The organism is Limnohabitans sp. MMS-10A-178, assembly GCF_003063375.1.
Lineage (GTDB): Bacteria > Pseudomonadota > Gammaproteobacteria > Burkholderiales > Burkholderiaceae_C > Limnohabitans_A.
The window spans coordinates 1210230-1232854 of record NZ_NERY01000001.1; the positions used below are offsets into that span (position 1 = coordinate 1210230).

The window sequence follows — 22625 nt, forward strand, 5'->3', positions numbered from 1 at the left end:
ATGTGAACAGATTGAGATCAGTGATTGTCTTTTGGAACAAATGAGCCGCGCTGACCCACCAAGAAATCAAAGTCGCAGCCTTCGTCGGCCTGGAGCACCGTATCGACATACAACTTCCAATAACCAGACTTCAAAGGTGGCTCTGGGCGAACCCATTTGGCCAATCGGGCTTTCATTTCTTCATCGCTAATTAACAATTGCATTCTGCGCTCGGGCACATTGAGTTCAATCATGTCGCCATTTTGAACCACCGCCAAAGGCCCGCCATCGGCTGCTTCTGGCGTGGTGTGCAACACCACGGTGCCATAGGCCGTGCCACTCATGCGCGCATCGCTGATTCGCACCATGTCGGTAATGCCTTTGCGCAAGACCTTGGGGGGCAGTGGCATGTTGCCCACTTCGGCCATGCCGGGGTAGCCCTTGGGGCCGCAGTTCTTCAAAACCAAAATGCAGGTTTCATCGACATCCAAAGACTCATCGTCAATGCGTTTGTGGAAATCATCGCTGTCTTCAAACACCACCGCGCGCCCTGTGTGCACCATGAGTGCAGGCGTGGCCGCGCTGGGTTTGATCACGGCACCGCGAGGTGCTAAATTGCCCCGCAAGATGGCGATGCCTGCTTTTTCTTTGAAAGGTGCAGCCACAGTTTTAATCACACGTGGATCGTAGTTCTCAGCGCTGGCCACGTTTTCGGCCACCGTCTTGCCACTCACGGTCACGATGTCATTGTGCAAATACTGCTGAATTTCTTTCATCACCACTGGCAAGCCGCCGGCATAACAAAAGTCTTCCATGAGGTGATCGCCAGAGGGTTGCAGGTTCAAAATATTGGGCAATTCGCTGCCCAGTTTTTCGAAGTCGTCAATGGTCAGGTTGATGTTCAGTCGGCGCGCGATGGCAATCAAGTGAATGACCGCATTGGTTGAGCCACCAATGGCTGCCAAAGTGCAGATGGCGTTTTCGAATGCTTTGCGTGTGAGAATTTGAGAAATTTTCACATCTTGGTGAACCATGTCGACAATGCGTCGGCCAGATTCGCGTGCCAACACGTTGCGGCGGCCATCAACGGCAGGGTAGGCTGCATTGCCAGGCAAGCCAATGCCCAAGGACTCCACCATGCTGGCCATGGTGCTGGCTGTGCCCATGGTCATGCAGTGGCCGTGGCTGCGGTGCATGCAGCTCTCGGCTTCAAAGAAGTCCTGCAGTTTGAGGGTGCCTGCGCGCACTTGTTCGCTCATGCTCCACAAGCCAGTGCCAGAGCCCAGTTCTTGGCCGCGCCATTTGCCATTCAGCATAGGGCCGCCCGAAATACCAATGGTGGGCAAGTCAACGCTGGATGCACCCATGAGCAATGAAGGTGTGGTTTTGTCGCAGCCCATTAAGAGCACCACGCCATCGATGGGGTTGCCGCGAATGCTTTCTTCCACGTCCATAGAGGCGAGGTTGCGATACAACATGGCTGTGGGGCGCAAAAGTGTTTCACCCAAAGACATGACTGGAAATTCAAGGGGGAAACCACCGGCTTCGTAGACGCCAATTTTCACTTGCTCAGCCAAGGTCCGAAAGTGCGAGTTGCAAGGCGTGAGTTCGCTGAAGGTGTTGCAAATACCAATGACGGGGCGACCGTCAAATTGGTCGTGTGGCACGCCTTTGCCTTTGACCCAGCTTCGATAAGCGAAGCCATCACGGTCTTGGCGACCAAACCATTGTTGGCTGCGCAGGTCTTCGGTTTTTTTCTTGGGACTTTGGGTCATGGTGATTTTCTGTGGTGGAGGGGTTATAGGCGATTGTTTGTAATCAATATTATCGTATGATGATAAGGTAATTGAGTCGCTTTTGAAATCCTTTTGGCAGACATTGGCACTCGTGCAAACCCTCAATTCAATCGCCCTTAAGGCGAGCTTCTTTGGCACTCGGAGACCTTCATCATGAGCATTCACCACCCTGAAATCGTTGTGACTTCCCGCATACCTCCTTTTTTAACCACCGGTTTACAAGAGAAGTATGTGGTTCATGAGCGCGACCACATTCGGGATCGTCAAGTTTTTGGACGAGTGCGTGCTTTGGTAGGCGGTGGCGAGTCCAAAATTGATGCGAGTTACATGGCGCTTTTCCCGGCGCTGGAAATGATTTCTGTGTGCGGTGTAGGTTACGACGGCATTGATGTCGCTGCTGCCAAAAAGCGCGGCATCATGGTGTCACACACACCTGAAGTGCTCAACGATGATGTGGCCGATTTGGCCTTGGGCTTGCTTTTGGCGGTTGCTCGCAAAATTCCTGCAGCCGATCGCTTTACCCGCAATGCCGATTGGTTAGACGGTCCATTCCCTCTCACTCGCAAACTCACCGGTGCCAAATTGGGTATTGTTGGCATGGGCCGAATTGGTCAAGCCATTGCCAAGCGAGCGGCTGCATTTGACATGGACATCAGCTACAACACACGCCATCAGCGATCTGATGTGCCTTACAAGTATGTGCCCAATGTCACGGCGCTAGCGGCTGCGGTCGATTTCTTGGTCGTGATCACGCCCGGCGGCGCTGCCACTCGCAACCTCATCAATGCAGAAGTGCTGAAGGCCCTTGGACCCCAAGGTTTCTTGGTCAATGTGGCGCGTGGTTCGGTGGTCGATCAAGTGGCCCTCATAGAGGCCCTACAGAAGAAAACCATTGCGGGTGCAGGCCTGGATGTGTATGTGGACGAGCCCAATGTGCCAGCCGAGCTGAGGAAGCTGGACAACGTGGTGCTCACGCCGCATGTTGCCAGCGGTACCGTTGAAACGCGCAAGGCCATGTCGGCATTGGCTTTGGCCAATTTGGATGCGCACATGTCGGGTCAGCCAATAATTACGCCTGTTCCAGAATGCCGTCCTTGAGCTTGACTTCGAATGATCAAAAACGTTCACGGCAACACGGTTGACTTTTTAGGTGAGGCCATCGTCAGCGGCAAGTATCCCGTGGGCGGCAGCTTGCCGCCAGAACCTGTTCTGTGCGAGCAACTGGGCGTGAGTCGCACCGTGATTCGCGAGTCTGTCAAATCGTTGGTGGCCAAGGGCCTGATTGTTACAGGCCCTAAGGTGGGCACGCGTGTGTTGACTGAGGAGCAATGGAATTGGTTTGATCCGGATGTCATTGCATGGCAAGCCAAAGCGGGGCTGACAGCCGAATTTTTACGCGACCTTCAAGAACTGCGCAAAGTGGTTGAACCGGCCGCTGTGCGTTTGGCCGCACAACGCGCTACGGCCGCCGACATTCAGGGCGTGTCTGCTGCTTATGCAGGTATGAAAAAAGCCATCGAGGAGGGTGGTGACTACGTCACTCACGACATGCACTTTCACACAGGCATGTTGGTGGCCTCGCACAACCGAATGATTGTTCAAATGAGCAAGGCCTTGGGCGCCTTGCTGCGAACCAGCTTTGAAATTTCGACCACGCGCAAAGATGCACCTAAAGAAGCTTTGCCTTTGCACAAAGCGGTGTTGGATGCAGTCATTGCCAAGAACCCCGACAAAGCAGAAAAAGCCATCCGCGTGTTAATTGAAGAGGCGCACCATGATATGGAGCACGTTTTAACGTCGCGGCGCAAACTGCCCACTCTGTCGGGGCCTGCCAAACTTATCAAAGCGCAGTGAAGCTGCAATGCGCTGATCTATTTCATTTTTTTCAGAAAATCATCATGACAAATTTCACCAAAGTGGTGTTGTTCACAGACACTGATGGCAAAGCTCGATTTAAAGAAGAAACCTTGCCGATGGAGGCGGGCAATCCGCAAAGTCAGTTGTCCGAAATTTTTGCAGCTGAGGGTTATCAACTTCGTTACAGTCCGGTTGGATTTAGAAGTCAGTTCCATACGACGGGCAAACCACAGTGGGTGTTTATTTTGTCAGGGCAGATGGAAATTGGTTTGCAAGATGGCAGCTCACGTGTGTTCAACGCGGGTGAGCATTTCTATTCGGCAGACACTTTGCCTGAAGGGGCCACATTTGACCCCAATGTGCATGGCCACTGGAGTCGGCAAGTGGGCGATGTGCCCTTGAGAACTTTATTTCTCAAGGATTGACTCGCCCAAAAGCTTTTCAGTTAGTTTGCAGGGCGATACAACTTAAACAGTTGCTCCGGTCCGATGCTGAAGTAGTCGGCAGGACCGCCGCCACGCATCACGTGCTGGGCATTGGCCGTGTCATAAATGCCATTGCTGATTAAGCGTTCTTCGATGTGAACGCCAATCACCTCGCCAAAGATCATCCAGGTTTCAATCGATTCACCTTGCAAATTTTTCATCTGCAAAATTTGCGTGCAGCGGCATTCAAAACTCACAGGACTCTCAGCCACTCTGGGCACACTGACCAAGCGTGAGGGGGCTGTAGACAAGCCTGCAATTTCAAATTCACTTACCTCCGGCGGCACTGCTTTGCAGGTTTGATTCATGGCTTCAACTTGGGGTTGCGTCACCAAATTCCAAACAAACTCGCCTGTGGCTTCAATGTTGTTGAGCGAGTCTTTGCGCCCAATGCTAGAAAAACCAATGAGCGGTGGCACGTAATTGAAGGCATTGAAAAAACTGTAGGGTGCGAGGTTTAAAACACCATCTGCACTTTGGCTAGAAATCCAACCAATGGGGCGGGGTCCCACAATGGCATTAAAGGGATCGTGCTTAAGTTGATGGCCCAGCTTGGGTTCGTAAAAATGAGTCATGATTTGAATAATGAGTTTTTCAAAGATTTTGCTTGCGCTGCAATGGCCTGTCGCTCGTCATCTGAAAGTCGGTTGAGGTTTTTCAATTGCATCAGCATGCGTGGATTCTTGGCCAATACATCAACGTGTCTGTTTAGATAGTCCCAATACAGTGTGGTGAAAGGGCAGGCCGTTTCGCCGGTGGACAAAGCTGGATTGAAGCGGCAGCCTTTGCAGTGGTTGCTCATGCGGTCGATGTATTTGCCACTTGCCACATAGGGCTTGCTGGCCATGACGCCGCCATCGGCAAACTGGCTCATGCCCAAAGTGTTAGGAAGCTCCACCCACTCTACGGCATCGACATAAACGCCTAAGTACCAAGCATGCACTTCTTTGGGGTGTACACCTAACAGCAAGGCAAACAGACCCGTGACCATCAGGCGTTGTATGTGGTGGGCATAGCCATGGTTCAGCGTTTGCGAGATGGCATCCCGAAGACATGCCATGTCAGTGTCGCCTGTCCAGTAAAACGCGGGTAGCTGGGCTGTCGCCTGCATCTCATTGCGTTCTAAATAGTCTGGCATTTGGGTCCAGTAAATGCCCCTCACGTATTCTCGCCAGCCCAAAATTTGGCGAACAAATCCTTCTACGGCGGGCAGTGGCGCATGACCTTGCTGGTAGGCCTTTTCTGCAGCGCTCACCACTTCTTGGGGCTTCAGCAGTTTCAAATTCAAGGCGCTGGCAATGTGTGAGTGGTAAAGCCAAACTTCTCCTTCCCACATGGCATCTTGGTAAAGGCCAAAGGATGGCAAACGGTATTGAATAAAACTGTCAAGCGCCTCAAGCGCCTGCGCCCTTGTTACAGGCCAGCCAAAGCTTTTTAAATTGCCTGGGTTTGCAGCAAGCTTTTCATTGACCATTTGCATCACCTTGTGTGTGATGTCGTCTGGTTCAAACCGCAGAGGCTTAGGCAGTATGCCCGGGCCGGCTTTGCCAAAGCTGCCTCGGTTTTCTTCGTCAAAGTTCCATTGACCGCCAACGGGCTTTTTGCCGTCCATCAAGATGCCCGTTTTTTGCCGTAACTCACGGTAGAAAAATTCTTGTCGCAGTTGCTTGCGACCCTTGGCATGTTCTGCAAAATCGCGCACGGTGCTAAAGAAATAGGTGTCGTCGTGAATCTCTAAAGACAGATTATTTTTCTTGGCAATGCTGCGCAAGTTTTGCAAAACACGCCACTCGCCAGGTGCCGTCATCACAAGCTGCTTGGGCTTCAATGCTTTGATGGCCTTGTCTAATTCTCTTGCCAAGGTGCCTGTGTTGTGGGCGTCGTCTAGCTGGGTGTAGTGAAGAGGCCAATCTTTTTCTTTGATGGTTTGTGCGAAATGACGCATGGCACTGAGAAACAAAGTGCTCCGTTGTTTGGAAGAAGCAACGTGGGTTGACTCCTCCATCACTTCAGCCATCCAAATGGCATCTTGTGTGGGATCGAAGTCTGCCAAAGCAAGTGCGTCCAAATTCAATTGGTCGCCCAAAATTAAAACCAAGTGACGCAGCGCATTAGCCATGGGCACGGTTTCCTGTTGGGGCAGTCGACTTGTTCTTTCTGCAAGCGTCTGAGCAGTACAAAACTTGTTCCCAGTTTTTGGCCCAAGCTTTGCGCCAGGTCATTTCCCGGCCACAAACGGTACAGGGCTTGCTGGGCAGGCTTTGCTTGTTGCCTTTGAAAGAGGTTTTCATAGGGATATTGTGGCGGTAAGTTGGGGGTGTTTGCAGGCCTGCTAGATAATGTCCCTAGCTCATCGACCTGTGTGAATTCACCCGCCACCATGCCTAAATCGTCTCAAACTTCAACGCCGCTCAGTGCTGGTGACGTGTCTGCTGTGATTCAAATGGCTTGGGAGGATCGCACCACTTTCGAAACCATTTTTGAAAGAACGGGCGTGACCGAGTCCGGTGTGATCAAAATCATGCGCGCCGAACTAAGCGCAAGCTCATTCAAAATGTGGCGAGCCAGAATGCGAGGCAGGGTGACAAAACACCGTGCTTTGCGCAGCCCCGACATGAACTTCGATGACCGGGCCATTGCAGATCATCGACGTGCTAACTTTTAAGCGCTAATGGACAAGCGCTAACGGACAAGCGCTGAAGCAGGTTCGAAGTAGAGGTGATCAGCGGCCGAACGAACGGCCACCGCCACCGCCGCCATATCCACCACCACCACCACCACCGCCAGAGCGACCGCCGCGGCCACCGCCACCACCATAGCCGCCACCACCACCGCCACCACCGTGACGGCGTGGACCGCCGCGACCGCCGCCAGCCAAGCTGTCGATGCTGGTGCGAGTTGGATCGGGTTGACCACCGCCACCACCGTTGTTGCGGCGAGGTGCGCCTTGACGCGCAAATTGGTTGGTCATGAGCGGATCAATGTGACGTGGCAACTCGTCGCCGCGTGGACCACGGTCATTTCCTTGGTCCATGCCACGATCCATGTTGCGATCATTGTTTCTGTCGTTGCGACGATCGTTGAATCGATCTGACGGAGCACCGTCAAAATTTCTTTCGCCGCGTTCTTGACGATCTCCACGGGGACCGCCACTTGCAGGACCACCGCGCCTTGAGGGTGGGGGACCGTTGCGTGAGCGGCCAGCATTGCCTTCAGGGCGAGTTTGACCACCACCCTGACCACCAGCGCGGCCACCCCGGTTGCCGCCTTCGCCTGCTGGGCCTTTGGATTCTCGAATGCGTTGCATCATGTCAGAACGCGCAGCTTTGGCGGCTGCTTGCATCACATCGCGACTTGGAGGGCGACCCGCGCCACCCCACAAGGTTTGACGGCCCATGGCAATAGGCTCGGCCTTTTCACCAGGTTCTGGACCAAAGCCTTCCAAAATTTGAACAGGAATTTCTTGCTTGGTGAAGCGCTCGATTTCCATCATGAAGCCTTCTTCGTCCAAGCACACCAAACTCACCGCTTCACCACTGGCGCCTGCACGTCCCGTGCGGCCAATGCGGTGCACATAGTCTTCAGACACATTGGGGATTTCGTAGTTCACCACGTGTGGCAAGTCTTCAATGTCAATGCCCCGCGCGGCAATGTCGGTTGCAACCAAAACACGGATGTCGCCGCTCTTGAAACCGGCCAATGCTTGGGTGCGGGCTGTCTGGCTTTTGTTGCCATGCAAAGCCATTGACTTGATGCCGTTTTTGGTGAGGTAGTCGGCCACATTGTTGGCGCCAAACTTGGTGCGGGTGAACACCAACACTTGGCTCCAGTTGTGGAGATTGATGATGTGTACCAACACTTCTTTTTTCTTACCGCGGCCCACAGGATGGATGACCTGAGAGATGCGCTGCACGGTGGTATTGCTGGGCGTGACCTGAATGCTTTGGGGGTTCTTCAAAAGCGTGGCAGCCAGGTCGCGAATTTCATCGCTGAAGGTGGCCGAGAACAGCAAGCTTTGCTTCTCTTTAGGCACCAAGGCCAAGACTTTTTTCACGTCGTGAATGAAACCCATGTCGAGCATGCGGTCGGCTTCGTCCAGTACCAAAATTTCAATGCTGGACAAGTCGAGCAAGCCTTGTCCTTGTAAATCGAGCAGGCGACCAGGAGTAGCCACCAGCACGTCTACGCCGCGTTTGACGCGATCGACCTGCGGCTTCATGCCCACACCACCAAACACCACCGTGGATTGGAGGCTGAGGTATTTGCCGTAATCTTTGACAGACTCTTCTACTTGGGCTGCCAATTCGCGGGTGGGCGTGAGCACCAAGGCGCGAATGGCTTTGCCGCCAAACTTGTTGCGACCAGCCTCAGACAAGCTGAGCTTGTGCAGGATAGGCAGAGTGAAGGCCGCTGTTTTACCAGTGCCTGTTTGTGCGCCTGCCAGCAAATCGTGCCCGGCCAAGACGATGGGAATCGCTTGTGCCTGAACAGGCGTGGGTGTGTCGTAGCCTTGCTCTTGCACGGCCTGCAGAATGGCCGGAGCCAAATTCAATTCTTCAAATTTCATGATGGCGCGCCCAAAAAGGCGCATGGCATCGGTATGTCAGGCTGTTTGGAAACAGCCGCCAGTCATAGACCGATGGGATTCACAGGTGGGCATGGAAACCACAGGCGATAGCCTGGGTCAAACCCCAGCAGAAGTGCTGATGTTGCGGCAACTGGAGGCGGCAACAGGCAGATTGTCGCATGTTTCTGTAAACTCTCAAATTAATTCTAAAGAATGAATTTTTTTGTAATATAGAATTTTTTGGTGTTTAATTTAAAGTTAATACAAAAACTATTGAATTCTTATACATGAAACACTTTCAACTTTTGAGCTTTTGCTTCATCAAATACCCTTTGCGCTTAAATGTCGGAATGAAAGTTGTTTTCTGGGGCATGTTGGCGGCACTGGGATTACTTTTGTGTTTTCCATCAGTGGCCCAAACCTCCCGCTTAGAGCGTGTCTTGGCCGCCAAGGAATTGCGCGCCTGTATCTGGACTGAGTACTACAGCATCAGCTACCGCAATCCCAAAACCCGAGAACTCAGTGGCATTGACATTGCCATAACCCAGGAACTGGCACGTGAGCTCGGTGTGAAAATAAAATATGTCGAGAGTAATTTTGCACAACTGTATGAGTCTCTTGAGCAAGATCGCTGTGACATTGCAACCCATGCGATTGGTATCACGCCAGAACGCCAAGCTCGTTTGCAATTTTCTCAGCCTTACCTTAAGAGCGGCTTGTTCGCCATTACCTTGAAAAACAAAGAAGGTCTTCAAAACTGGGAAAGTTTGGATCAACCGGGTCGGGTCATTGCAGTGGCTGCAGGTACTGTCATGGAGGGCGTGATGATCAAGTCCTTGAAAAAAGCCAAGCTGCTCAAAGTTCAAGCGCCTGGCACCAGAGAGCAAGAGGTTTTGTCGGGCAGGGCAGATGCCTTCATGACTGACTACCCCTACAGCTTGCGCATGAAAGATCTAACCGATTGGGCTGCCGTGATTCCTGCGCCCAGCAGCATGCCCACGACTGAATACGCATATGCCTTTGCCAAGGGTGATGACAGTTTGTCAATCAGGGTCAATTCATTTTTGACTCTGATCAAGAAAGACGGTCGACTATTGCGGTTTGCAAAACAAAACAAACTTGAGCCCATTGTTGTGTTGAAACCATAGGCGCGCTGCTGTGAAAAAAACACCAAGTCTCAAAACGCCACGTGCGATGCATTCAGCATCCCATGGTGTTTACCGATTTGGAATTGCTGTAGCGGTGTTCATTGTCTTGGTGACAAGCATCTATCTCTGGAAAGACAGGCAGCAAACACTAGACCGAGAAGAAATTCGTGGCGCGCTCCTCACGCGCATCTTATTCAATCATGTCAGCCGAACATTGGAATCTTCTGTCGCGATCATGACGGTTGCCAATCAATGGTCAGATTCAAATTTGCCCACACAGTTGAAGCTGAATTCGGCCATTGAAAAATCCAGCTTCATTCGATCCTTGTCCATGTTGAATGAAGACGGGTGGGTGCTGGCCAGTTCTGAAGAAGGCTTGGTCAATCAGTCTGTGAGTTGGTCGCAACTGGGCTTGGACCGAGATGTGGGCGAAGATTTGGCCGCGGGGCGTTGGCAACCTGTTCGAAACTTGTATGACCTGAATCGAACAGACATCCATTTGAACGACATTGCCATCTTGCCTCTTTCAATGCGCATGAAACGCGCCAATGGACAAGTGGTGAGATGGTTGGTCTTGATAAACCCACAAGATTTGATTGCAGGTTTCGCCGATTCAGTTGACGAGAAATGTGATGCGGTGTTTGTATTCGATTACGCAGGTCGAATTTTGGCAAGCAGCTCGGATAGATGGTTTCCTCACGACAAGGTGTTTCTCGAGATGCCGGCTGTTAAGAAGGTGGCCAATAACCAAGAATTTGGAACCTACTTTGAAACTCAAACAGACGATACTTCATTCACTGAAAAATTGGAAGTTCACTATCGAACCTCAGCCCAGTTGCCATTGACTGTTGCTGTGGCTATTTCACGCAGTCGGGTTGAGTGGCAGTGGTTGCTAGACTCAAAGGGCATCATTGGCTTGTCTAGCCTCATGCTCTTGGCCACGTTTTTTTTAACCCGTCATGTGGCCTCTATTTGGGTGCGGCGTGAGGAAGATCGGCTTGCCATGTCAAGCGCGCTGGCGGCAGCTGAAGCGGCCAACCAAGCCAAATCAGCGTTCTTGGCGCAGATGAGTCACGAAATAAGGACCCCCATTAACAGCATGGTGGGCATGACTGAATTGGCTTTAAGTACCCCCCTCAGCCCAGAGCAAAAAGACTACTTGGAATTGTCTCGCACAGCGTCGCAAAGCCTGCTTCGGCTCATTGATGATATTTTGGACTTTACCCGTTTAGGCGCAAATCGACTCACGCTAGATGAAACGCTATTCGATCTTCACACGGCTTGTCAGCAAGCCATGAAAGGGTTTGCATTTCAGGCAGAACAGAAAAAAATTGATCTGTACTTGAACATTGAGCCCGATGTACCGCAGTGGCTAATGGGCGATCCATTGAGGCTAGGCCAGGTCTTGCAAAATTTGTTGGGCAACGCGCTTAAATTCAGCGATGAAGGCTGGGTCAAGTTGAGTGTCCGAAAGTCAGAGGCCAATGCTCAGGCGGTAAGCTGCACATTCGATGTGATTGACACTGGGATTGGAATTTCGCCTGAAAAAATGCAAATGATTTTTTCGCCATTCAGTCAGGCAGATGTCTCTGTGAATCGCAAATATGGTGGAAGTGGCTTGGGACTTTCAATCGCGAAAAACTTGGTGAAATTGATGCATGGTGACATTCATGTTCAATCTCGAGAGGGGGGCGGCAGTCAGTTCACATTTTCAGCCAAGTTTCAAGTACCCTTATCAAAGTTGCTTGAAGACCAATCCACCTTGCTACGTGCCAATTCGATGGGCTTCACATCCTTGTCCCATCGTGTGGATGTGGCCCTGGTTGAATCGAATCCATTTGCCAGAGAAATTCTGCGCAATCTTTTGGCTGCTCAGCAAATCACTGCCCAAGAAATCGTCACTCCCACTGCCTTACAAACCTACCTTGAAAATTGGCTTAAGCAGGGTGTCAATCGACAAACACTTTGGGTCATTGATCACAGCATGCTGGCTTACTTAGAGCCAGCTTATTTGCTGGCTCAGCAAAGCACAAAATGGCGAAACTTGTCTTGGCTGGTGTTGTCTGATTTTGGTTTGAACCATGATGTTCAAAATCTGTGTGCCTTGGCCCGCACCATGGGCGTCCGTGTTTCTAATTTGTACAAGCCTGTGACTGTTTTTGAGCTCCAAAACACCCTGATGGCGTTGACCAAAATGGACGTTACAGGTGAAGAAATTGAAAAGGCAGTCGTGCGTCAGAATCAACACGTAGGCAAAATTTTGGTGGTTGAAGATACCCCAATGAACCAGCAACTGGCCATTTGGACGTTGGAAAAGTTGGGCTGTTCTGTTGACATCGCCGAGAACGGTGAAGTTGCTCTGAAAAAAATACGAACCGATGTCTATGATTTGATCTTGATGGACTTGCAAATGCCGGGCATGGATGGACTTACGGCAGCCCATGAAATTAGGCACATTGAAGTGACCGAGGCCTTGAAAATGACGCCCATCGTGGCCATGACGGCCCACGTTTTGGACGAAGACCGAATCTTGGCAAAAAAAGCAGGTATGCAAGACTTCCTCATTAAGCCGGTTTCGGCAGATGAGTTTCAAAGAGTTTTGTCTAAATTTTTATAGCAAGGCTCAGCTCATGAGCCTGTGCTGAGCCCATAATTCAGACAAGATTCACGCTCCGAAGCAAGCCCTTTTTTATGGCCAACGCATTTCAATCAGGATTCATGGTGTTCCATGGCAACCGCCTTGAAGACCTGCGTGATCTCACTGTTGGGCTGTTTAAAAATAATCCTTTGCCACCTTTGGTGCCCGAGACCTTGCTGGTGCAAAGCAACGGTATGAAGCATTGGCTAGAAATGGCCTTGGCCGACGACGCTGCCATGGGTATTTGTGCGGCCACCCATATGGAGTTGCCTTCCAGCTTTATTTGGCGCATGTACCGTTTGGTTTTAGGTCAAGCTTTGGTGCCCGTGGCCATGCCCTTTGACAAGCAAGCTTTGGTTTGGCGTCTGTGGCGCTTGTTGCCTGAGTTTGCCAAAACACACCAGGTGGAAGCTTTGCTGGCCTATGTCAAAGACGATCCCTTGGGTCGACAACGTTTTCAGTTGGCCCAGCAAGTGGCCGACGTCTTTGACGGCTATCAAAGCTACCGCGCCGATTGGCTTAGCGATTGGGCCCAAGGCCGGTATGTGCTGCAGCACCAGAGCGAATCCAAAGCAATGCCCCCCGATCAAATTTGGCAAGCTCAGTTGTGGCAGTTGTTATTGCAAGACGTCATGCAAAAGCAAGCCCCCGAACTTGCCTCGCAGTGCCATTCAAGGGCAGAAGTGCACTCGCAATTCATGCGCAAGCTTGAACACGCTGAGTCACACAAACCTGAAGGTTTGCCGCCGCGCATTGTGGTGTTTGGTATCTCCAATTTGCCCATGCAGGTGGTCGAGGCCTTGGCAGCTTTGGGACGCTGGAGCCAAATCATCCTCATGGTTCAAAACCCCTGCCAAGAATATTGGGGCCATGACATGGACTTGCTGGCGCAAAAGCATTCGCTTTTGTCATCATGGGGGCAACAAGGCCGAGATTACCTACACGCCTTAGAGCGCTTTGACCAACCTGAAAACGCTCTGAGCGTCATGAGCAAGCAAACTTTTTTTGTCGATCCCGCTGAGCATTCAAGACCGACACGTTTGCAAAAAATTCAATCGGATATTCTTAAATTGAATGCCATGCCCAGTTTGCCTGAATCTTGTGACGATGATGGCAGCATTCAAATGGTGCAAGCCCATTCAGCACAGCGCGAGGTTGACATATTGCACGATCGGCTGTGGGCTTGGTTTGATGAAAATCCAACCTGGAAACCCAATGATGTGATGGTCATGGTGCCCGATATGGCCACCTTTGCATCGCATATTCAAGCGGTGTTTGGACGCTTTGGACCACAGCATCCTCGCTTTATTCCATTTTCAGTGGCAGACACTACACCGCGCCAAGTGCCCATGGTGCAGGCCTTGGAATTTTTACTCAAGCTGCCAGAGGCCAGGGTGACCTTGACTGAGTGGCTAAGCCTGTTTGAAGTGTCTGCCGTGCGCGCCAAGTTTCAAATGACTGAGCCTGATGTGCAGACCCTGAAAGATTGGCTGCAGGCCGCCGCTGTGCGTTGGGGCTTGAATCCAGCGCACCGGCAAAAATGGGGTGTGCCGTCTAGCATGCCCAATGCCCAACAAAACACATGGTCTTATGGCATGCAACGATTAATTTTAGGTTACGCCGCAGGTCAAGCTGAAGGCGTGTCTGCTTGGCATGGTGTTTTACCTTTACCGCAGGTTTCAGGCTTGAGTGCGCTCAAGCTAGGGTATTTGGCCCAGTGGTTGGAGGCCGTGTCTCTTACCCTCACTCAATTGAATGCCGAACACACACCAGCCCAATGGTGTTCAGTCATGCACGATGTGTTGCTGCGGTTTTTTGAAGTCGACAACGAAGCCGATGAGCGCATGCTGCTTCGTTTACAGCAAGAACTAAGTCATTGGCAATCACTGTGCGATCAGGCTGGTATGACTGAACCTATACCCCTAACGGTGGTGCGCGAACATTGGCTTTCAGGTCTTGAATCCTCGGGCTTGCAGCAAAGATTTTTTGGGGGTGGTGTTCAGTTTTCTACCCTCATGCCCATGCGTGCCATCCCCTTTAAGGGCTTGTGTTTGCTGGGCATGAACGATGGTGCTTATCCCCGTCAAAGTACCCCCCGCGATTTTGACTTGATGTCATTGCATTGGCGTGCTGGAGATCGATCTCGGCGCGAAGACGATCGGTATTTATTTTTGGAGGCCTTTTTGTCAGCCCGGGAAAAGCTTTACATCAGCTGGCAGGGCAGACGGTCTACCGACAATCAAAAGATGCCGCCTTCTGTGTTGGTCTCGCAGTTGCGAGATACCTTGAAGTCGCGATTTATGCCAGAGACCTCAGCCGTCTTGCAGCCCTTGCAGGCTTTTTCTGCCAAATACTTCCTGCCTCAATCAGAATTTTTAACCTATGCCGACGATTGGGAAAAGGCCCAGCAGTATTCGATTGTTTCAAATACGCCATCTGCCGAACCAGAATCAAGTGCGCTGGCCTTTCCGGCTATTTCAGAATGGCCATTGAAGGAGTGCATGCGTTTGTTGAAACAGCCTGTCGAGGTTTACTGGCGAAGCCGTTTGGGCGTGCAACTGAATGGCCCAGAAGAAGCCTTGCTGGAAGATGAAAATTTTGTTTTAGACGGGCTGGGCAGGTATTCGCTGGGTCGTTCTTTGTTAGAAGCCCCCAACATCGATGAGCAACTGGAAGCGGAAAAGCTGTTGGGTCAATTGCCAATGGGTGCAGCAGGCCAAATGCTACTTAAACAGCAATACGATGCAGCTCAAAAGGTGAAAGAACGTGCTTCGGCCTATTGGCTTGAGTACGCGCATGAGCTGCCCACCCAAACCATTGCAGTTGATGTGGCCATGCCATGGGGTAAGGTTCAAGTGACTGCAGAGGTCTCAGCGCTGAGGCAGTCATTGAGCCCTGCAAATCATTCAATTGACTTAGATCATTTTCTTCAGGCACCCCAAAGCCCACCAACTTTGCAAATCAGCACCCGACCTGGCGCCGTAGCCACGGGCCATAGAGATCAACAATCTGCGCGGGCGGATATCTTGATTCAACTTTGGCCCCAGCATGTCTTGCTGAGTGCAGCTGGTTGGAACATTCAATCGGTGCTTGTGGGTCTGGATGGGGTAACAGTGCTGCAGCCACTCTCTGAACAAAGTGCCCAAAAACTGTTGACTCAGTGGTTGATGGTTTACGCGCAAGCCTGGACTCAGCCTTTGCCTGTCACTTTCAAAGCTGGCTTGGCCTTTGTAACAGAGCAAATCAGTTTACAACGCGCAAGCCAAGTAGGGGTCAATGAGGGTTCCGCTGTAACCTCAGATGTCCTTTCACAAGACGGGATCACCGAGCTGGCCTTAGAAAAGGCGCGCAAAGAATTTTCAGACGACTTTTCGGAAAGCACTGATTTAGCGCGATCCTTGTATGTGCAGCGTTCGTTTGACCATTTCGATGCCATTGCCGAAGGTCTGCCAATCTGGGCCCCCCTTTTGTACGAGGGCCTGATTCATGCTGCTGCCATGGAAGGTGATGCGGCATGAGTCAATTGAAAACACACAAGCTCAATGTGCAAACCCTGCCTTTGCAAGGTATTCAGCTCATTGAGGCCAGCGCTGGCACAGGTAAAACTTGGACCTTGGCAGCCTTGTATGTGCGCCTCATTTTGGGTCATGGTTGGTCTGGCGATAGCCTGATGCCGCCCCAAATCTTGGTAATGACCTTCACCGAGGCAGCCACTGCAGAGCTCAGAGATCGCATTCGAGAACGCTTGGCACAGGCTGCTCAGTTTTTCAGAGGGCAAACTCAATTTGCCGACGATTTTCTTTTGAACCTTCAAGAATCTCTGGGGCCTGAAGCCAATTTGCAGCACGCTGAGCGTTTAGAACATGCAGCCCAGTGGATGGATGAGGCGGCCATCTACACCATCCACAGTTGGTCAAGTCGCATGTTGCGTCAGCATGCCTTTGACAGTCAAAGCTTGTTTGATCAAAAGCGTTTGGACGATTCGGCTTCTTTGAAGTTGAAGTTGGTGAAAGACTATTGGCGAGAATTTGTATATCCCCTAGAAGCCAATCAACTGGGAGCACTCAAAGATTTGGGCGGGTCGCCAGAGGCTTTGCTGAAAAACATTCAAACCCTTTGGCAAAAGTTTGAAAAATCTCCAGGAGGTTTTCCTGATTTAGCACACGACCCCGATCCAAAGGTTTTGGTGCAAGCTTGGACGCAGTGGCAAGAGCGTGTCTTGCATTTGGAATCTGAAGCCAGACAACTTTTGTTGAACAACCTGCCTCAAGCTTTAGATCAATTGGTCTATGCGCTTGAAAATGATTTGAACCGCAATCACTACCGCGCCAACAAACACACTTACTTCCTTCGCCATCTCTCAGACTGGGCTTCAGGTGCAGAGGCCGACACCGATGTACTTGCCAAATTCACAGCTGAAAAACTCAAGGGCAGCTTAAAAGCTGGCGGCAAACCCATCGATCAATCTCACGGTATATGGCACGCAATAGGCGAGTGGATGGCTGAGCGACAAAGCCAGCCTGAAGTGGGGGTTCAGTTGTTGCAGCATGCAGCGCTCAAGGTGGGGCGAGCCTATACGCAGACAAAAAGAAGTCTAGCCAGCTTTGATTTTTCTGATTTGCTGCAAAGACTCCATGCCGCTCTTCATTCACCCGGTAGCCGATTGCCACAAATCATTCGGACTCAATTTCCAGTGGCCCTGGTAGATGAATTTCAAGACACAGACCCTTGGCAATATGAATCACTGACAAGCATTTATGGCGCAGCCATTGGCAAGCAAACCATTCAAGATCAGCAGTTGGCCAGCGCATTTGTGATGATTGGCGATCCCAAGCAGGCCATTTACAGTTTTCGGGGTGCCGACTTGCCAACCTACTTGAAGGCACGACATTCTGCAGATGCCATTTGGACGCTCACAGAAAATCATCGCTCAAGTCCAGAATTGGTAAGCGCTGTCAATCATGTGTTTGATATAGCGCAAGCCCCCTTTGGGGAGGTGCCGTTTGAAGGTGTGCAAACGCCCGTGCCAGCCAAAGCTGAAAGTCTTAGGCAGGCCGATGGTCAAGCCATGCCAGCGCTCACAGTTTGGCATTTGGACTCACCCAAGCCCCTCAGTGGCAAACACTACACAGACGCCATGGCGTCCATCTGTGCCACGCACATGGTGACCTTGCTGAACCAACAAGTTGCGCAACCAGGACAGATGGCGGTGTTGGTCAGGGATGGGCAAGAGGCTAAAAGAATTCGCCAAGCCTTGTCCGATCGCGGTGTTCGAAGCGTTTATTTGTCTGACCGAGAAAGTGTCTATGCCACGCGCGAAGCGCTAGATTTGGCTTGCATTCTGGAAGCGGTTTTGCAGGCGCGCAACGCCAAGCTGCTGCGTGCTGCCATTACCACCCGCACCTTGTGCTTGAGCTTGGCTGAAATTGAACATGTCATTCACGCAGAAGAGGCTTGGGATATTTGGGTAGAGCGCTTCAATGCTTGGCACCTAACTTGGCAGCGCCAAGGATTTTTGCCCATGCTTTACAAATTGCTACACGAGCAAGACATTGGTGGTCGAATGTACGCTCAGGGCGACAACGCTGAAAGGCGCTTGACCAATTTGCTTCATCTGGGTGAATTATTGCAATCGGCTAGCCAAAGTTTGCAAGGCGAGACTGCATTGCTCAGGTTTCTGTCCGATCAGTTGGCCAACCCCCAAGCGCAAGGCGAGGCTGCGCAAATGCGTTTAGAAACCGATACCGAACTGGTGCAGGTCATTACCTTCCACAAGTCCAAGGGCTTGCAATATCCTTTGGTTTTTTTACCCTTTGTCTCCAATTTCAGAGAAGACAAAGACGAAACACTTCGAACGCCCGAAGAGCGTCTGCAAGAAGACATTCGGCTGATTTATGTGGCCCTCACACGCGCCCAGCAAGCCTTGTGGATGGGTGTGGCCAATCGCCAAAAAGATTTCAAGAGCAAAGGGACGCAGCCGCAAAGTGCCATTAGCGTTTTATTGCAGCGAAAGACCGCAGACGATTTGCTTGAAAAACTTAAGACGTGGTCGGCAAGCAAAGACATTGCGGTGATCAACGCGCCAAGGGCCGATGCGCAGGTGTTTGTGCCTACCATGCCGGTCAATTCAGAGGCTCCAACGCCTGCAAGAGCACCATCACGCACATTGCCAAACGCCGGCTGGACCGCCAGCTTCAGTGCGCTCACCCGCAATTTAAGTGAATCCAATTTGGCAAACACCGATTCAGGCTTGGCGCGCGAAGAGCGTTGGAGAGATTCTCAAATTGACAATCCTGTGAGCCAGCCCGATGAACTGTTCTTCGAAGAGGGTGCTGCACCAGTACCAATAGAGGTACCTCCTTACAACGAACTGTCCGCAGGCAGTGTTTACGGCACCTTGCTTCACGATATCTTTGAGTGGCAACTCAAAGAATCTTGGCCATTGCTGCAAAACCAATCTGAGGTTTCAGCCGAAACCAAAATTCGCTGGCAGCTTTGGTGGCAAACCCAAGCAGACAGTCTGCAACTCAAACCAGAACATCAAGCCCTTTGCCTCCAACTCATTCGCGAATGTGCCTCTGCACAGTTAAATCAATTGGGGTCAGATCAACATTGTTTCAGTCTTGCGCAACTCAATGCAATCAATGCTTGGCCCGAAATGGGCTTCACATTCAAAACCCATGGTGTTTCAACTGCTCGCATTGACCATCTCATTGGCGCATCACTGCACCCCAACTCAGCCCGCCCCGCATTGAAAGTCCAGCAATTGAATGGCTTGCTCACAGGCTTCATAGACATTGTGTTTGAACATGAGAGCCGCTATTTTGTGTTGGATTACAAGTCCAACAAATTGCCCAACTATTCGCAAAAAAGCATCACCCAAAGCATGCTCAGTCACCGCTATGAGGTGCAATACACTTTGTATGTTTTGGCGCTGCATCGGCTCTTAAAGTCTCGCCTCCCAAATTACAACTACGAGCAGCACGTGGGCGGTGCCATCTATCTCTATCTGCGAGGCATCGATCAATTGGGCCAGGGTGTTTATGTGAACAAGCCCCCGTACGATTTGATTCGTCAACTGGACGAAGCTTTTCAATCGAATCAACATCCAGTTGGGTCTGGCGTTACAGCATGATGCATCCGGCACTCTCAAACACCCCATTGCCAGAGACGCAAGCTGCGTTCAACTGGCCAGCATGGCCTTGGACTGCTTTAGATCGGGCGTGGCTGCAGTTTTTAAAATCGCATCAAGCTGCGCCTGAACCTTTGCACGAATTGTTGGCGTTGTTGGTCAGTTATCAAATGGGCAGAGGCCACGCTTGTTTAGACCTCGATGCTTTGTGGCACAAGCCCTCTCACTTGTTAGATTGGACCGATGTTCAAATCAAAGCCTTGGTCCATCAAGCAATGTCTTCCAAGCAAGACATAGTTCCTGATGACCTGTTTGCGCCTGCTGTCAATCCTTGGGCTGAGGCTGCCAAAACCATGCCTTGGGCCATGGGTTTACATTCGCCCATGGTGGTGTCATACCAAGACAATGGGCAAGCACAGCGTGTCTATCTCAGGCGCGCATGGCAGGCCGAACAAAGCATTCAAGCATCGATGCAGATTCGCTTGGCAAAAAACTTTGAAGTGCCGCATAACACCGATGACCTGCTCAACCAACTCTTTGGCTTGCAAAACCCGCAGACAGATTGGCAACGCATTGCCTGCGCCAAGGCATTGCGCTCGGGTCTGACGCTCATTACCGGTGGTCCAGGCACTGGCAAAACCACCACGGTGGTTCGCTTGTTGGCCTTGCTACAACGCGCCTCGCACGCTCAAGACAGCACTTTGCGCATTCATTTGGCAGCGCCCACGGGCAAGGCGGCCAGTCGCTTGAGTGCATCTATTCAGTCTGCATTGGCCAGCTTGCCGAAGGGTTGGGCGCATGGAATCCCCTCGCAAGCTCTTACCTTGCATCAGCTTTTGCAGTTCAACCCCGATGCTGCGGCAAGGCCCGCCAAGCTGTTGGCCACCGACTTGGTGGTGGTTGACGAAGCTTCCATGATTGATCTGGAACTCATGGCGCGCCTGATGAAATGTGTACCTGATCAAGCCAGGTTGATATTGTTGGGCGACAAAGATCAGCTGGCATCGGTGGAGGCTGGCGCTGTTTGGTCGCAATTGTGTGAAGGTGCGGCACAAGCTGACTCAAACACACAAGCTCACCCTGCAACACCTTATGCCTTGGCCGAACAAACAGCTGTGCTGCATGTGAGCCGCCGTTTTGATGCCGACAGTGCCATTGGTCAATGGGCCAAATTAATCAACGCAGGTGACTCATCAGTTGTCAAAGCCCAATGGCAAGGTTTAAACGTGTCGAGTTCGGGCCACCCTAATGGCCATCAAACAGTTCAACGCTGGCCAGATGAATGGCGTGAAAGAGCTCAAGGTCAACTGCATCCAGAGGCATTGAATGCATTGCGGATGGGCTGGTCTGCTTGGCTCAATGCTTTGAAACCGCTGCTTCAAGCCAATGCCGTCTGTGACAACCCCAAAGCGCTTCATTTGCTCCAATGCTTTAGCGAATTTCAAGTGCTTTGTGCCCTTCGCCAGGGTCCTTGGGGCGTACAAGCATTGAACGAAAGCATTGCCCTTGCACTGGGATTGTCGAAAGGAAATGACAGGCACTTTCAAACCACAGCTGCCAAAGATGCTTGGTTTGTGGGTCGTCCCATCATGGTGACGCGCAACGACTATCACCTCAAGCTCATGAACGGTGACGTTGGTCAATGCTTGCCCACTGCCAATGGCTTGCGGGTGGCGTTTCCCGATGGCAATGGCGGCGTTCGTTGGGTTTTGCCTTCTCGCTTGGATGCGGTGGAAACAGTTTGGGCCATGACTGTTCACAAATCGCAAGGATCAGAGTACGAGCATGTGCTCATGGCACTTCCCGACCGCGATGCCCCTGTGCTCACGCGAGAGTTGCTTTACACAGGGGTAACTCGGGCTAAAAAATATTTAACTTGGTGGGTGCCCAACCCCGCCGTACTGATCAATGCAGTGGGGCAACGCGTCACTCGAAGTGGCGGCTTGGCAGAAGTCCTGTTTCATCGGTCAAAATAAGTGAATTTCCAAGATCAAGCGAGACGCAGATGAATTTTGAAGACATGGCCATGCAACTGGCGGCCCACCCCGACTACAAAGTCAAGCGACGCTTGGTTCCCATTTTGAATTTTGGCCCTGGCACGGGGGGACCCACCAAGCGCATTTTGGTTTTAGACACTGAAACCACGGGTCTCGATTGGCACGCCGAAAGCATCATTGAATTGGCCATGCTGGCCGTTGATGTAGATTTGCAGACAGGGCAGCCGGTGGGAGAAGTCGAGATCTACGAAGATTTCGAAGACCCTGGTCGCCCCATTCCAGCTGAAATTACCAAGCTCACAGGAATTACCAGCCAAGACGTCAAGGGTCAGAAACTCAATGAAGCCAAAATCAAAGACATGGTGGCCCGTGCCGACTTGATCGTGGCGCACAACGCGGTTTTTGACCGCCCATTTGTTGAAAACCGCTTGGAGGTTTTTGAACACAAAGCGTGGGCCTGCTCCTTTGCAGGCATTGACTGGAAAGCCGAGGGCTTGGGCTCGGCCAAGCTGGAGTTTTTGTGCAGCGAGCTCGGCTGGTTCTACGACGCACACCGAGCACAAATAGACTGCCACGCGCTGCTCAGGGTATTGTCCTCTCCTTTGAAGGCATCTTCCGAGGGCAAGCCTTTGACCGGCTTGCTGCAACTCTTCAAATCTTCAGAAAACGCCCGAACCATCTTGAGGGCATTTGGCTCGCCCTTCGAAACCAAAGACAAACTCAAAGCCCGTGGCTACAGATGGGATGCGGAAGCCCGAGTTTGGTACACAGCTGTGAAGTCGGCTGAAGCTTTGGATGCAGAGGCGGAATGGCTCAAAACAGAGGTTTACAGCGGACGTTCTGCCCGAATAGGCCTAGAAATTCAAGACTCTTGGGTCCAATTTTCGAGCCGAAGCGGCAAATCGGGCGATAGAGTCTTGTAAATTGAAAAATTTCAGGGTCTGAGAGGGTAGAAGGCGTACTCAAAGACAGGGATAATCACGGGTTCGGGAAAAATGTCTTTCCCGCCCTTTTTGAAGAGCATCC

Annotated in this window: 16 protein-coding genes; 11 read left to right on the forward strand and 5 right to left on the reverse strand. The window is 51.5% G+C overall.

Annotated elements, in window-relative coordinates; genetic code table 11:
- Positions 1-17 precede the first annotated feature (17 nt).
- Positions 18-1754: an IlvD/Edd family dehydratase gene (locus B9Z32_RS05965; protein WP_108420367.1), complete on the reverse strand. Its 1737-nt coding sequence runs from the start codon at positions 1752-1754 to the stop codon at positions 18-20.
- A 174-nt stretch (positions 1755-1928) separates the two neighbouring features.
- Here B9Z32_RS05965 and B9Z32_RS05970 point away from each other — a divergent pair, with 174 nt between their 5' ends.
- From B9Z32_RS05970 to B9Z32_RS05980, 3 genes are read left to right on the forward strand one after another with little or no spacing between them, the layout of a single operon-like run.
- The gene (locus tag B9Z32_RS05970) at positions 1929-2873 is read left to right on the forward strand and encodes a 2-hydroxyacid dehydrogenase (RefSeq protein WP_108420368.1); all 945 of its coding nucleotides are present in this window, start codon (positions 1929-1931) and stop codon (positions 2871-2873) included.
- Between the two features lie 12 nt (positions 2874-2885).
- Positions 2886-3629 (forward strand): FadR/GntR family transcriptional regulator, encoded by a 744-nt coding sequence (locus tag B9Z32_RS05975; RefSeq protein WP_108420369.1) that lies wholly within the window; start codon positions 2886-2888, stop codon positions 3627-3629.
- A 44-nt stretch (positions 3630-3673) separates the two neighbouring features.
- Entirely contained in the window at positions 3674-4057 is a 384-nt protein-coding gene (locus tag B9Z32_RS05980; protein ID WP_108420370.1) for a hypothetical protein, read from the forward strand.
- Between the two features lie 20 nt (positions 4058-4077).
- Here B9Z32_RS05980 and B9Z32_RS05985 read toward each other — a convergent pair whose 3' ends face one another.
- Genes B9Z32_RS05985 through B9Z32_RS05995 form a run of 3 tightly spaced genes read right to left on the reverse strand, consistent with a single transcriptional unit; the run spans position 4078 to position 6408 of the window.
- The gene (locus B9Z32_RS05985) at positions 4078-4692 is read right to left on the reverse strand and encodes a flavin reductase family protein (RefSeq protein ID WP_108420371.1); all 615 of its coding nucleotides are present in this window, start codon (positions 4690-4692) and stop codon (positions 4078-4080) included.
- Positions 4689-6236: a cryptochrome/photolyase family protein gene (locus B9Z32_RS05990; protein ID WP_108421035.1), complete on the reverse strand. Its 1548-nt coding sequence runs from the start codon at positions 6234-6236 to the stop codon at positions 4689-4691. Before B9Z32_RS05990 ends, B9Z32_RS05985 begins: the two co-directional genes overlap by 4 nt.
- Positions 6229-6408, reverse strand: a complete 180-nt coding sequence (locus B9Z32_RS05995) for a DUF2256 domain-containing protein (protein ID WP_199219951.1) — start codon at positions 6406-6408, stop codon at positions 6229-6231. The genes B9Z32_RS05990 and B9Z32_RS05995 overlap by 8 nt, the downstream gene beginning before the upstream one ends.
- A gap of 71 nt (positions 6409-6479) precedes the next feature.
- Between B9Z32_RS05995 and B9Z32_RS06000 the strand changes: the two genes are divergently transcribed.
- Positions 6480-6782: a TIGR03643 family protein gene (locus B9Z32_RS06000; protein WP_233248099.1), complete on the forward strand. Its 303-nt coding sequence runs from the start codon at positions 6480-6482 to the stop codon at positions 6780-6782.
- A gap of 57 nt (positions 6783-6839) precedes the next feature.
- Here B9Z32_RS06000 and B9Z32_RS06005 read toward each other — a convergent pair whose 3' ends face one another.
- On the reverse strand, positions 6840-8684 hold the full coding sequence (locus tag B9Z32_RS06005; RefSeq protein WP_108421036.1) for a DEAD/DEAH box helicase: 1845 nt from the start codon (positions 8682-8684) through the stop codon (positions 6840-6842).
- Here B9Z32_RS06005 and B9Z32_RS06010 point away from each other — a divergent pair.
- The 7 genes from B9Z32_RS06010 to B9Z32_RS06040 all read left to right on the forward strand — a co-directional run bounded on the left by B9Z32_RS06010 (position 8683) and on the right by B9Z32_RS06040 (position 22522).
- Positions 8683-8901, forward strand: a complete 219-nt coding sequence (locus B9Z32_RS06010; protein WP_158268180.1) for a hypothetical protein — start codon at positions 8683-8685, stop codon at positions 8899-8901. The genes B9Z32_RS06005 and B9Z32_RS06010 overlap by 2 nt on opposite strands.
- Before the next feature lie 133 nt (positions 8902-9034).
- The gene (locus tag B9Z32_RS06015) at positions 9035-9832 is read left to right on the forward strand and encodes an ABC transporter substrate-binding protein (RefSeq protein ID WP_199219952.1); all 798 of its coding nucleotides are present in this window, start codon (positions 9035-9037) and stop codon (positions 9830-9832) included.
- A gap of 10 nt (positions 9833-9842) precedes the next feature.
- Complete coding sequence (locus B9Z32_RS06020) at positions 9843-12449, forward strand: ATP-binding protein (protein WP_146179460.1); 2607 nt, start codon at positions 9843-9845, stop codon at positions 12447-12449.
- 74 nt (positions 12450-12523) lie between these two features.
- Complete coding sequence (recC, locus tag B9Z32_RS06025) at positions 12524-15988, forward strand: exodeoxyribonuclease V subunit gamma (protein WP_108420376.1); 3465 nt, start codon at positions 12524-12526, stop codon at positions 15986-15988.
- On the forward strand, positions 15985-19605 hold the full coding sequence (gene recB / locus B9Z32_RS06030) for an exodeoxyribonuclease V subunit beta (RefSeq protein WP_108420377.1): 3621 nt from the start codon (positions 15985-15987) through the stop codon (positions 19603-19605). Before recC ends, recB begins: the two co-directional genes overlap by 4 nt.
- Entirely contained in the window at positions 19602-21578 is a 1977-nt protein-coding gene (gene recD / locus B9Z32_RS06035; RefSeq protein ID WP_108420378.1) for an exodeoxyribonuclease V subunit alpha, read from the forward strand. The genes recB and recD overlap by 4 nt, the downstream gene beginning before the upstream one ends.
- Positions 21575-22522, forward strand: coding sequence for a 3'-5' exonuclease (locus tag B9Z32_RS06040; protein WP_255416642.1), 948 nt, complete (start codon positions 21575-21577; stop codon positions 22520-22522). The genes recD and B9Z32_RS06040 overlap by 4 nt, the downstream gene beginning before the upstream one ends.
- The last annotated feature ends 103 nt before the right edge of the window (positions 22523-22625 follow it).

Excerpts from the sequence above, each read along its gene's own strand:
- B9Z32_RS05995 (WP_199219951.1), bottom strand. The coding sequence starts at position 6,408 with ATGAAAACCTCTTTCAAAGGCAACAAGCAAAGCCTGCCCAGCAAGCCC.
- B9Z32_RS05980 (WP_108420370.1), top strand. The coding sequence starts at position 3,674 with ATGACAAATTTCACCAAAGTGGTGTTGTTCACAGACACTGATGGCAAA.
- recD (WP_108420378.1), top strand. The coding sequence starts at position 19,602 with ATGATGCATCCGGCACTCTCAAACACCCCATTGCCAGAGACGCAAGCT.
- B9Z32_RS06005 (WP_108421036.1), bottom strand. The coding sequence starts at position 8,684 with ATGAAATTTGAAGAATTGAATTTGGCTCCGGCCATTCTGCAGGCCGTG.
- recC (WP_108420376.1), top strand. The coding sequence starts at position 12,524 with ATGGCCAACGCATTTCAATCAGGATTCATGGTGTTCCATGGCAACCGC.
- B9Z32_RS05970 (WP_108420368.1), top strand. The coding sequence starts at position 1,929 with ATGAGCATTCACCACCCTGAAATCGTTGTGACTTCCCGCATACCTCCT.
- B9Z32_RS05965 (WP_108420367.1), bottom strand. The coding sequence starts at position 1,754 with ATGACCCAAAGTCCCAAGAAAAAAACCGAAGACCTGCGCAGCCAACAA.
- B9Z32_RS06010 (WP_158268180.1), top strand. The coding sequence starts at position 8,683 with ATGATGGCGCGCCCAAAAAGGCGCATGGCATCGGTATGTCAGGCTGTT.
- recB (WP_108420377.1), top strand. The coding sequence starts at position 15,985 with ATGAGTCAATTGAAAACACACAAGCTCAATGTGCAAACCCTGCCTTTG.
- B9Z32_RS05975 (WP_108420369.1), top strand. The coding sequence starts at position 2,886 with ATGATCAAAAACGTTCACGGCAACACGGTTGACTTTTTAGGTGAGGCC.
- B9Z32_RS05990 (WP_108421035.1), bottom strand. The coding sequence starts at position 6,236 with ATGGCTAATGCGCTGCGTCACTTGGTTTTAATTTTGGGCGACCAATTG.
- B9Z32_RS06015 (WP_199219952.1), top strand. The coding sequence starts at position 9,035 with ATGAAAGTTGTTTTCTGGGGCATGTTGGCGGCACTGGGATTACTTTTG.
- B9Z32_RS05985 (WP_108420371.1), bottom strand. The coding sequence starts at position 4,692 with ATGACTCATTTTTACGAACCCAAGCTGGGCCATCAACTTAAGCACGAT.